This is a genomic window from Nocardia sp. NPDC004582, from assembly GCF_053602115.1.
On sequence record NZ_JBSGCY010000181.1, the window covers coordinates 1 to 11,390 of the forward strand.

Annotated in this window: 10 protein-coding genes and 1 pseudogene; 7 read left to right on the forward strand and 4 right to left on the reverse strand. The window is 67.7% G+C overall.

The window, feature by feature from the left end; translation table 11 throughout:
• Positions 1 to 223: pseudogene (locus ACWELJ_RS30815) on the reverse strand (thioredoxin family protein); the annotation flags it as partial.
• Positions 220 to 1,092, reverse strand: a complete 873-nt coding sequence (locus tag ACWELJ_RS30820) for an LmeA family phospholipid-binding protein (protein ID WP_452369617.1) — start codon at positions 1,090 to 1,092, stop codon at positions 220 to 222. The pseudogene ACWELJ_RS30815 and the gene ACWELJ_RS30820, both read right to left, overlap by 4 nt.
• A 234-nt stretch (positions 1,093 to 1,326) precedes the next feature.
• Between ACWELJ_RS30820 and ACWELJ_RS30825 the strand changes: the two genes are divergently transcribed.
• From ACWELJ_RS30825 to ACWELJ_RS30855, 7 genes are all read left to right on the forward strand, one after another.
• The gene (locus ACWELJ_RS30825) at positions 1,327 to 2,082 is read left to right on the forward strand and encodes a winged helix-turn-helix transcriptional regulator (protein WP_357089585.1); all 756 of its coding nucleotides are present in this window, start codon (positions 1,327 to 1,329) and stop codon (positions 2,080 to 2,082) included.
• Complete coding sequence (gene mshD / locus ACWELJ_RS30830; protein ID WP_452369618.1) at positions 2,082 to 2,981, forward strand: mycothiol synthase; 900 nt, start codon at positions 2,082 to 2,084, stop codon at positions 2,979 to 2,981. Before ACWELJ_RS30825 ends, mshD begins: the two co-directional genes overlap by 1 nt.
• A gap of 229 nt (positions 2,982 to 3,210) precedes the next feature.
• Positions 3,211 to 4,326: a phosphate ABC transporter substrate-binding protein PstS gene (pstS, locus tag ACWELJ_RS30835; protein ID WP_452369623.1), complete on the forward strand. Its 1,116-nt coding sequence runs from the start codon at positions 3,211 to 3,213 to the stop codon at positions 4,324 to 4,326.
• Positions 4,327 to 4,437: 111 nt separating this feature from the next.
• A complete protein-coding gene (pstC, locus tag ACWELJ_RS30840; protein WP_357089579.1) occupies positions 4,438 to 5,406 on the forward strand; it encodes a phosphate ABC transporter permease subunit PstC in 969 nt (322 codons plus the stop codon).
• Positions 5,403 to 6,302, forward strand: a complete 900-nt coding sequence (gene pstA, locus ACWELJ_RS30845) for a phosphate ABC transporter permease PstA (RefSeq protein WP_452369619.1) — start codon at positions 5,403 to 5,405, stop codon at positions 6,300 to 6,302. The genes pstC and pstA overlap by 4 nt, the downstream gene beginning before the upstream one ends.
• 12 nt (positions 6,303 to 6,314) lie before the next feature.
• Positions 6,315 to 7,091 (forward strand): phosphate ABC transporter ATP-binding protein PstB, encoded by a 777-nt coding sequence (gene pstB / locus ACWELJ_RS30850; RefSeq protein WP_452369620.1) that lies wholly within the window; start codon positions 6,315 to 6,317, stop codon positions 7,089 to 7,091.
• A gap of 189 nt (positions 7,092 to 7,280) precedes the next feature.
• A complete protein-coding gene (locus ACWELJ_RS30855; protein WP_452369621.1) occupies positions 7,281 to 8,897 on the forward strand; it encodes an MFS transporter in 1,617 nt (538 codons plus the stop codon).
• 58 nt (positions 8,898 to 8,955) lie between these two features.
• Here ACWELJ_RS30855 and phoU read toward each other — a convergent pair whose 3' ends face one another.
• Together phoU and ACWELJ_RS30865 are read right to left on the reverse strand one after the other, a co-directional pair.
• On the reverse strand, positions 8,956 to 9,627 hold the full coding sequence (gene phoU, locus ACWELJ_RS30860) for a phosphate signaling complex protein PhoU (RefSeq protein ID WP_357282642.1): 672 nt from the start codon (positions 9,625 to 9,627) through the stop codon (positions 8,956 to 8,958).
• A gap of 110 nt (positions 9,628 to 9,737) precedes the next feature.
• Positions 9,738 to 11,279, reverse strand: a complete 1,542-nt coding sequence (locus ACWELJ_RS30865; protein ID WP_452369622.1) for an LCP family protein — start codon at positions 11,277 to 11,279, stop codon at positions 9,738 to 9,740.
• Between the last annotated feature and the right edge of the window lie 111 nt (positions 11,280 to 11,390).

Below are 11,390 nucleotides of genomic sequence, written 5' to 3' on the forward strand. Positions count from 1 at the left end.
TGAATACCTCACGTGCACCACACCGTTCCGCTGCCCACCCGGCAGTCCGTCCGCCATCGGCCCACCCCGTCCGACCCTCGACCAGCCCGGCCCGCTGGGATTCCGGCTCGAGCGGCCGCGGCGCGGCGGCCCGCTCGCGGACCCGGCCCTCGTTGCGGCGCAGCAGCAGGCCCACCGCGACCGCCGCGACCAGCATGGCCGCGAGGATTCCGAGGGCGATCATTTCTGTAGCCGATCCAGATCGACGGTCACGGCGCGACCGGTGCCCTCCACCACGATCTGCCCGCCGCTGGCCTCCACCGAGGTGGGGGCGATGCCGAACGGCATATTGCGGGTGTCGATGGTGTGGGTGAAGCGGGCCAGGATGGCGGGCTTGTCCTGTTCGGAGATGACGGTCCGATCCTGTTCGGGCAGCACCGAATCGGAGTCGCTCTGCAGATCGCGTCCGGCGATGGACATCGCGGTGATGCGCACCTCGGTGCCCTCGAGCCGCATTTCGGCCAGCACGTGCACCTTCTTCTTGGTGACCTTCTGCGCGGTGTCCGCGCGCGAATCGGTGACCGCGACGGTGTCGGCGTTCGGGCCGATCGGCACGGTGCCCTCCAGGATGATCAGGCCCACGGTGCCGGGACCGGTGCTGGTGGCGTTGCCGGAACCGTCGGACTTGTCGGTGGGCGGGCCGAAGACCTGCAGATCCGGGATCTTGAACAGCCGCCCGAGCTCATTGGGCTCGACGCGCATACGGGCCTGCACCTCGTCGACCGGGACCTGCGCGACCTGGCCGTCGACCAGCCGGCGCATGGGCAGCCGGACGCCCTTCAGGTTGGCCTCGACCATGATCTTGCCCGGAATGTCGGGGCGCATGGCGCGGGCGCGGATATCCATATTGATGTACTCACCGTCGAGCGCCTGGACCACGAACGGGTGGCGCGGCGACTCGTGGAAGGTGATTTCCGGATCGGCGCTCAGATCCGAGCCGGTCCGCAGCAGCCGCGAGACGCGGTACTCGGAGTAGGCCGCGACTCCGAAATCGAGCAGCACGACCAGCCCTGCCAGGCAGAGCAATCCGATGAGCAGCCTCCGGAAACGCATAGCTGCACCCTAATAGGAGCCCGTCGGCGATCCGCTTCGGATCCGCCTTCGGCAGGCGCCCCGGGACCGGCGGACGCTGGTGATTCGCGCCGTCAACCCGCCCGTGGTGGCAGCGGAGGGCAAATCCGACGCACCACAGGCTAATGTAGGCAGCGATTACCTGTGATGACCTGCATGGGGTAGTGGCCGACAGCGCGGTAGCCACACACATGCCAGATGGGATGGAGGGCCCCCATGGAGCTGCTCCTGCTGACCTCCGACCCCAACCCCGAGGCGGTGCTGCCGTCGCTCGCGTTGTTGCCGCACCACGTGCGGCCCGCCCCGACCGAGGTGGCCTCCCTGCTCGAGGCGGGATCCGCCGACGTGGCGCTGGTGGACGCGCGCACCGATCTGGCCGCCGCGCGCGGCCTGTGCCGTTTGCTGGGCAGCACCGGCTCGTCGGTGCCGGTGGTGGCCGTGCTGACCGAGGGCGGTCTGGTGGCGGTGAACGCCGATTGGGGCCTGGACGACATCCTGCTGCCCGGTACCGGGCCCGCCGAACTGGACGCCCGGCTGCGACTCCTGGTGGCGCGCAACGGCGGCGTCGCCAGCCCGGAGAACACCGGCAAGATCACCCTCGGTGAGCTGGTCATCGACGAGGGCACCTACACCGCGCGACTGCGCGGCCGCCCGCTCGACCTGACCTACAAGGAGTTCGAGCTCCTCAAGTATCTGGCCCAGCACGCCGGCCGGGTGTTCACCCGCGCCCAGCTGCTGCAGGAGGTCTGGGGCTACGACTTCTTCGGCGGCACCCGCACCGTGGACGTGCACGTGCGACGGCTGCGCGCCAAGCTCGGCAGCGAGTACGAGTCGCTGATCGGCACCGTGCGCAATGTCGGGTACAAGGCGGTGCGCCCGGCGCGCACGCCGGGCAAGGGCGACGCGGTCACCTTCCCCGACTCCGACGGCACCGACGACTCCGAACTGACCTCGGCGAACGGCGCGATCTGATGACCTCCTGGACCGACCGGCCCGACGCCGAGACGGCCGGGCGGGTGCGGGCGCTGCTGGAGCGCGCCACCGCCGCGGACGGCGTGGCCCCGGTGTCGGAGCAGGCGGTGCTCTCGCTGGCCGGAACCGATTCGCCCGCAAGACATCTGGTGGACATCCGGGACGGCGTGGTCGCGGGGTACGCGAACCTGATGCCCGCGCACGACGAGCACCCGGCGATGGCGGAGGTGGCGGTCGATCCGGCGGCTCGCGGCCGGGGTATCGGCGCAGGTCTGGTGGCTGCCGCGCTGGCGGCCGGGGGTCCGGGCGCACGGGTCTGGGCGCACGGTGACCTGCCGCCCGCGCGGGCGGTGGCGGCCCGATTGGGCCTGTCCGTTTCGCGTGAATTGTGGCAAATGCGAAGAGAGTTGGCTAACTCGGAGCTATCTGAGCTGACGGTGCCCGCCGGGATCGAACTGCGCACCTACGCGGGGCCTTCCGACGACGCCGAACTGCTGCGGGTGAACGCCTCGGCCTTCTCCTGGCATCCCGAACAGGGCGGCTGGACCCAGCGCGATATCGACGCCCGCCGCGCCGAATCCTGGTTCGATCCGAAGGGTCTGTTCCTCGCCGTGGATCCGGCCGACCCGGACCGCATCCTCGGATTCCACTGGACCAAGGTGCATTCCGACGAGACGCCGCCGATCGGTGAGGTCTACGTGGTCGGCATCGACCCCGGGGCGCAGGGGCGCGGGCTCGGCCGGCTGCTCACCCTGGCGGGTCTGCACTACCTGAAGGACCGCGGGCTGGACGCCGTGCTGCTCTACACCGAGGGCGACAACACCGCGGCCGTGCACACCTACACCCGGCTCGGTTTCACCCGATTCCACATCGACGTCGCCTACTCCAGCGTGTCGTAAATTACGCTCGGCAACGATGCGGCTAATGTCACACGCAGTGTGCCGCAATCAGGGTGGGTTGTTCATCTCCCGTTCACCTGCCCTGGTCTAACTGTCAACCAGCCGCCCTTACGTTGCAAGTGGGCCGCAGACCGCTGCCCGGTGCGCTAGTTCGCAGCGAACAGCCGCCAAACACGCCCGTCCGACCGTTGAGGGGTTGGACGTGCAAGTGATTCCCCCGGAGGAATTGGTGAATCTCAAGCGCAGCAGCGCCCTGCTCGGTGTGTTGGCCGCGGCCGGCGCCCTGACCCTGTCGGCGTGTGGCAGTGACAACAACGCCACCGGCGGCGGCGCCAAGATCGATGTCGCCTGTGGCGGCAAGACCTCCCTGAAGGCCAGCGGGTCGACCGCGCAGAAGAACGCGATGGACCGCTTCGTCGCCGCGTACCAGACCAACTGCTCGGGCGCGAAGCTCGACTACACCGGTTCGGGCTCGGGCGCCGGCGTCAACGAGTTCATCGGCAACCAGACCGATTTCGCGGGCTCGGACTCGCCGCTGAACGCCGAGAAGGGCGAGACCGACAAGGCCGCCGCGCGCTGCGCCAGCCCGGCCTGGAACCTGCCGGCCGTCTTCGGCCCGATCTCCGTGGCCTACAACCTGCCCGGCATCGAGGACCTGGTCCTGGACCCGCCGACCATCGCCAAGATCTTCTCCGGTGACATCACCGCGTGGAACGACACCGCGATCAAGGCCCTGAACACCAACAAGGCCGACAAGCTGCCCTCGGACAAGATCGGCGTGATCTTCCGCTCCGACGAGTCGGGCACCACCGACAACTTCCAGAAGTACCTGACCACCGCCGGTGGCTACACCAAGGGCGCCGGCAAGGCGTTCAACGGTGGCGTCGGCGAGGGCGCCAAGGGCTCGGACGGCACCTCGGCCGCGGTCGCGAACACCAAGTTCACCATCACCTACACCGAGTGGTCCTTCGCCAAGGCGCAGAAGCTGTCCTCGGTGCGCGTGCTGACCACCGCCACCTCCAACGACCCGAAGCCGGTCGAGCTGACCGCCGAGTCCGCGGGCAAGGCCGTCGACGCCGCCAAGATCAAGGGTGACGGCAACGACCTGGTGCTGGACAACAGCTCGATCTACAAGCCCACCGCCGCGGGCGCGTACCCGATCATGCTGGCCACCTACGAGATCGTCTGCTCGAAGTACAGCGACGCCGACACCGCCAAGGCCGTCAAGGCGTTCCTGACCTCCGCGGTCGGCAACGGCCAGACCGGTCTCGCCGACGCCGGCTACGTGCCGCTGCCGGACGCGTTCAAGACCAAGCTCACCACCGCGATCAACGCCATCTCCTGATCGCCTGATCGAAACACGATGACCGTGCACGACGACATTGCATCCGCGGGTCTGTCCGTTTCGACCGACCCACGGGAAGACCGTGCCCAACTGCCGGGGGATACTGCGCTCATGCCGACCGAACCCAGCACCACCCCGGCCGCGGGGCGCGCACCCAAGAAGTTCGGCGCGGAGTTCGCTTTCCGTTCGGCGGCCACGGCCGCCGGCGGGATCATCGTCGCCGCCATCGCCCTGATCGCGTTGTTCCTGCTGATCCGGGCGTGGCCCTCGATCATGGCGAACAAGGCGAACTTCTTCACCACCACCGAGTTCAACGTCAAGGACGAGAACAACCTGCGGTTCGGCATCAAGGACCTGTTCATGGTCACGGTGTTGAGCTCGCTGTTCGCCTTGGCGATCGCGGTGCCGATCGGGGTGGGTATCGCGCTGTTCCTGACGCAGTATTCGCCGAAGGCGCTGGCGCGTCCGTTCTCGGTCATCGTGGATCTGCTGGCCGCGGTGCCGTCGATCGTGTTCGGTCTCTGGGGATTCCTGGTCGTGGCCCCCAAACTGGGGCCCTTCCAGGACTTCCTGAACAAGCACCTGAGCTGGTTGTTCCTCTTCTCCGACGGCAATGTCAGCATTGCCGGCGGCGGCACCATCTTCACCGCGGGCGTGGTGCTCGCGGTGATGATCCTGCCGATCATCACCTCGGTCTCCCGCGAGGTGTTCGGCCTCACCCCGCGCTCGCACATCGAGGCGGCGCAGGCGCTGGGCGCCACCAAGTGGGAGGTCGTGCGCCTGACCGTGCTGCCCTTCGGCCGCTCCGGTGTGATCGCCGGTTCCATGCTGGGCCTGGGTCGCGCGCTCGGTGAGACCATCGCGGTCCTCATCGTGCTGCGGACCTCGACCAAGGCCGGTAGCTGGTCGCTGTTCGACGGCGGCTACACCTTCGCCTCGAAGATCGCCTCCGCGGCTTCGGAATTCAGCTCGAAGCTGCCGACCGGTGCCTACATCGCCGCCGGTTTCGTGTTGTTCGCACTGACGTTCGTCGTCAACGCACTGGCTCGGCTCGCCGCCGGCGGGAAGGTCAACGGATGACCACCACACTCGACAAGCCGATCAAGGCGCCGACCTTCCGGCACGTCAGCCCCGCTCGCCGGATCAAGAACAATATCGCCACCGGCCTGGTCTGGCTGTGCTTCGGTCTCGCGCTGGTGCCGCTGCTGTGGGTGCTGTTCGTGGTGCTGCAGAAGGGCGGGGCCATTGTGGCCTCGTCCGGCTGGTGGACCAAGTCGCAGAACGGCGTCCTGCCCGACCAGCGCACCGGCGGTGTCTATCACGCCATCTACGGCACCATCGTGCAGTCCGGCATCGCCGCGGTGATCGCGGTGCCGCTGGGCATCATGGCCGCGGTCTACCTGGTCGAGTACGGCCGGGGCTGGCTGGCCAAGACCACCACCTTCATGGTCGACATCCTCGCCGGTGTGCCCTCGATCGTGGCCGCCCTGTTCATCTTCGCGCTGTGGATCGCCACGTTCGGCAACCCGCAGAGCGCGTTCGCGGTGTCGCTGGCCCTGGTGCTGCTGATGTTGCCGGTGGTGGTGCGCTCCACCGAGGAGATGCTCAAGCTGGTGCCCGACGAATTGCGGGAAGCCTCTTACGCGCTCGGTATCCCGAAGTGGAAAACCATTGTGCGGATCGTGATTCCGACCGCCGCGCCCGGCATGATCTCCGGCATGCTGCTGGCCGTCGCCCGCGTCATGGGTGAGACCGCGCCGGTGCTGGTGCTGGTGGGTTACTCGAAGGCGATCAACTTCGATGTCTTCAACGGCAATATGGCCTCGCTTCCGCTGCTGATGTACCAGGAGCTGTCGAATCCGGAGCCCGCCGGCCGCGAGCGCATCTGGGGTGCCGCGCTGACCCTGATCCTGATCATCGCGCTGCTGTACCTCGCCGCCGCGGCGGTCAACAAGCTGCTGACGCGGAACCGATAGAAGGAAAGACTGATGGCCAAGCGAATTGACGTCAAAGACCTCAATATCTACTACGGCAAGTTCCACGCCGTCGCCAATGTCGGTCTGACGGTGCTGCCGCGCAGCGTGACCGCGTTCATCGGCCCGTCCGGCTGTGGCAAGTCGACCGTGCTGCGCGCGCTCAACCGCATGCACGAGGTGACCCCGGAGGCCCGCGTCGAGGGCGCGGTGCTGCTCGACGGCGAGGACATCTACGGCGCGACGGTCGACCCGGTCGGCGTGCGCCGCACCATCGGCATGGTGTTCCAGCGGCCGAACCCGTTCCCCACCATGTCGATTCGCGACAATGTGGTGGCCGGGCTGAAGCTGCAGGGCGTGCGCAACAAGTCCCAGCTGGACGAGGTGGCCGAGCAGTCGCTGCGCGGCGCCAACCTCTGGAACGAGGTCAAGGACCGCCTGGACAAGCCGGGCGGCGGCCTCTCCGGTGGTCAGCAGCAGCGTCTGTGCATCGCCCGCGCCATCGCGGTGTCGCCGGACGTGCTGCTCATGGACGAGCCGTGTTCGGCCCTGGACCCCATCTCCACGCTCGCGATCGAGGATCTGATCACCGAGCTGAAGAAGGAGTACACCATCGTCATCGTCACCCACAACATGCAGCAGGCCGCGCGGGTGAGTGACCAGACCGCGTTCTTCAACCTGGAGGCGCAGGGCAAGCCGGGCAAGCTCATCGAGATCGACGAGACCGAGAAGATCTTCTCGAACCCGTCGCAGAAGCAGACCGAGGATTACATCTCGGGTCGCTTCGGCTAGAAACCAGACCTTCCGGCGTCTACGACCCCTGCCATCTGGCAGGGGTCGTTTCATTTGCGCAGGTAGCGACCGTGTGAGCGGTTGCTTTGTGGCGTCCGTCATAGGCGGTGCGGAGGATTGTGTGCAACCGTCAGTCACAGTTAGTCTGACTCCGTTGGTAAACCGATCGGTTTAGTAAGGAGGTGTCGGATGACCGTCTCAACGGCGAGCTTGGAATCCGGACCAGCCGCGGCGGGATTGTCGCAACGCGCGAAATGGGCGGCCCTGATCGCCATCTGCCTCGCGGAACTGCTGGTGGTCCTGGACAACACACTGGTCAATGTCGCCCTGCCGTCCATGGCCATCCAGCTGCGGGCCGATACGAGCGGGCTGCAGTGGATCGTGGACGCGTTCACCCTGGCCTTCTCCGGGCTGCTGCTGGCCATGGGACACCTCGGCGACCGGTACGGGCGGCGGCTGTTCATGATCATCGGCCTGACCGGCGTGGCGGTCATGTCGGCGGCCGGCGCGCTGTCGAGCGGGCTCGGTCAGGTCATCGCGGCCCGCGCCGGCATGGGCGTGTTCGCGGCCGTGGTCTTCCCGGCCACGCTGGCGCTGATCACCAATATCTTCACTGCCCGACGCGAACGGGCCGCCGCCATCGCGCTGTGGACCGCCATGGCGGGCGTCGCGATCGCGCTCGGGCCGACCATCGGCGGCTGGCTGCTGGAGTACTTCTCCTGGCACTCGGTCTTCTGGATCAACGTCCCGGTGGCGCTGCTGGGGATCGCGGCGGTCCTGGCCACCGTGCCCGAATCCCGCGCCGAGCAGGTGGGACGGCTCGACCGGATCGGCGTGCTGCTCTCGCTGGCCGCGGTGACCGCGCTGGTGTGGTCCATCATCGAAGCGCCCAAGCACGGCTGGTTCGCCACCGAAAGCCTTGCGGGCTATCTGCTTTCGGCCGCCCTGCTGGCCGGGTTCGCGGCCTGGGAGCTGCGGGTGCCCGCGCCGGTGCTGAACATGCGGCTGTTCCGCAACCGCCGCTTCGCGCTGCCCTCGTTGGCGATCACGGTGTCCTACTTCGCCGCGTTCGGCTTCCTCTTCCTGATCACCCAGTACTTCCAGGGCGTGAAGGAGCTCTCGCCGCTCGAATTCGGCATCCACTCACTGCCTTTCGCGGTGGCCGTCGGCCTCGGCGCGCCCATCGCGACCATGCTGGCGCAGCGCGTCGGCACCACGGCGCTGGTGGTGTCGGGTCTGCTGATCCTGGCGGTGGCCATGTACATCGCGGGCCAGACCCGGGTCGAAACCCCTTATCTGGGACCGGTTGTGGTGTCCATGATCCTCATGGGCCTGGGCTTCGCGGTGGTGCAGGGCCCGGCGACCGAATCCATCATGGGCTCGGTGCCGGTCGAGGAGGCGGGCGCGGGCTCGGCGGTCAACGACACCACGCGTGAGGTGGGCGGCGCGCTCGGGGTGGCGCTGCTGGGCTCGGTGATGACCTCGGTCTACTCCGGCCATATCGCGGGCCGGATCGCCGCGATTCCGAGCCAGATCATGACGGCGTCGCAGAAGGAGCTGGCGAGCAATACGCCGATCAGCATTATCGGGATCGTCGACGCGCCCGTGAATCCGCTGCTCGCGCCGGCGAAAGCGGATCTGATCCACGCCATGAAGGTCGCGGCCATGCAGGGCGCCGAGGCCGCGTCCTACATCGCGGTCGGCGCGCTGGTGGTATGCGCGGTCATCGTGGCCGCGACACTGCCCTGGCGGGTGGAGCGGGGAAGCTCGGTGCTGATGGGTTGGCGAGATTCCAGCGAGGACTGACTCCGCCGGCGTGCCAAGGGGTTTCCGGGATGCCTCCCGGAAACCCCTCGAGGGCGTTCTAGATGCTTTCCTTCTCCGAATCCGGGTCCGGGGGCAGGACGCCGGTGACCAGGAAGACGACGCGGCGGCCGATCTCGACGGCGTGGTCGGCGAAGCGCTCGTAGTAGCGGCCCAGCAGCGCCACGTCCACGGCGGCCGCGACACCGAACTGCCAGTCGCGGTCCATGATCAGCGTGAACAGGTGCTTGCGCAGGTCGTCCATCGCCTCGTCGTCGTCGGTGAGCTTGGCGGCCCGCTCGGGATCGCGGGTCTCCAGCACCTCCTTGGCGGTGGCGCCCATCTTGACCGCGACGCGGCCCATCTCGGCGAAGTAGCTGTTGACGGCCTCCGGCACGGCGTGGGCCGGGAAGCGGCGCCGGGTCATCTTGGCGACGTGCAGCGACAGCACGCCCATCCGGTTCACGTCGGAGACGATCTGGATGGCGCTGACGACCTGCCGCAAATCTCCGGCGACCGGGGCCTGCAGCGCGAGCAGCGCGAAGGCCTTCTCCTCGGCCAGGGTGATCATCTCGGCGATCCGGTCGTACTCGCTGATCACCTGCTCCGCCAGCTCGAGGTCGGCGGTGAGCAGGGACTGGGTGGCCCGCTCCATCGCCGATCCGGCGAGCCCGGCCATGCCGCCGAGCAGATCGGCGAGCTCGGCCATTTGTTCGTTGTAGATGACACGCATGAGTCAAGACATTAGTGCGAGTCCTTGACCAAGTCACCAACGGTGGGTTAAACGTAGGTTCCGGTCGGTTCCAGCAAAGTCGCCGCAGCTCCGACCGGTCAGCGGAACACCTACTTACAGAGGTCGTCGGCGGCGTTCACGTGCTCGAGGTCGGACGGCAGTGTGACCGGAGCCGCACTCGGCCCGCCCGTGTCGCTCGGTGTGTCGGGCAGCGTCTGCCCGAAGGCGGTCGGGGTCTTCACGGTGCCCGCGAAATCGGACCCCACCACGACCTCGACAATGCTGCCCAGCCCGCTCGCCGGTTCCAGGATCGCGCCCGGAATGGCGCTGGCCACGGTCCCGGCGTCGGCCTCGTGGCCACTGGAGTAGCGGACCTTGGTCTTGGCGGAGACGCCGTCGGCGTAATTACCGGTGCTGTAGATCTGGAAGCCCTGCGCGGCCAGCTTGGTCGCGGTGGTGCCCGCGACGCCACCCTGGCCGGAACCGTTGGACACCTGCACCGAGACCGTCTGCGGATCCACCGCGGCCGGTTTGGGTTTGGCGGCCGGCGCGGCGGTGGTGGTCGCCGGGGGCTCGCTCTTCTTCTCGCCGGGCAGCGGCTGGTCGTCGATGACCGCGCGGAAGATGGCCTTGATATCCGACTCGCGCGGGATCTCATTGCCGTACGAGGTGGTGCCCGCGGTCGGGACGGTCAGGAAGGTGATGCTCCCGGCCTGCATCTTCTGCATGGAACGGCCCAGCGTGAGCAGGTCCTTGGTGGTGACGCTGTCCATGAAGGAGTGCTTGGCGAAGGCGTCGATGAACCCGTTGAGCTTGGCCGGGTCGAACAGCACCTTACTGGACAGCGCGCTGCGCAGCAGGGACGACAGGAACCGCTGCTGCCGGTTGATCCGGTCGTAGTCGCTGCGCTCCTCGCCGTAGACGTGGCGGGCGCGCACGTAGTCCAGGGCGGTGGAACCGTTGACCATCTGCTTGCCCGGGGTGGTCAGGACGGTACCGAGGACCTCGTCGACCAGCGGTTTGGTGCTGCACACCTCGACGCCGCCGACCACGTCGACCATCGACTCGAAGCCGGCGAAGTCGATGCCGACGAAGTGGTTGATCTTCAGGCCCGACAGCTTGGTGATCACCTTGGTCAGGCACTTCGGCCCGCCCAGCGCGTAGGTGGCATTGAGTTTGTCGCCGTCGGCGGCCGGGAACTTCTGGCCGGAGTAGGTGGCCTTCTCGTTGTCCCAGCCCTCGCAGATCGGGCGGGAGACGTCCAGGTCGCGGGGGAAGGACACGGCGACCACACGGGACCGGTTGGCCGGGATATTGACCAGCATGACGGTGTCCGAGCGCGCGCCCTCGGCGTCGGCCACACTGCCCGCGCCCAGGCTGCTGTTGGTGCCGGCCCGGGTGTCGGTGCCGACGATCAGGAAGTTCTCGTCGCCGTTCTGCCCGTCGGCGTCGACGACGTCGGCGCTGTTCGGGTCGAGCGCGACGACCTGCTGGAAGTTGCCGTCCTTGGCGCGCAGATAGCTCCAGCCGCCCGCGGTCACCAGCAGCGCGAGCACCGCGAACATCGCGGTCGCGCCGCGCGCCACCAGCCGGGCGCGGCGGCTGCGTTGGCGTCGGGTGCTCGAAACCCATTTGGCCGGTGCGGATCCCACGGAGGCGGGCAGCGCGCTTATCGGAGGCTAGAAATCCGTATTTTCGGCCACGCGATTGAGTGTCTTGAAAACGGTCTACCGGGTATTATCGACACATGAGCGACACCGTGC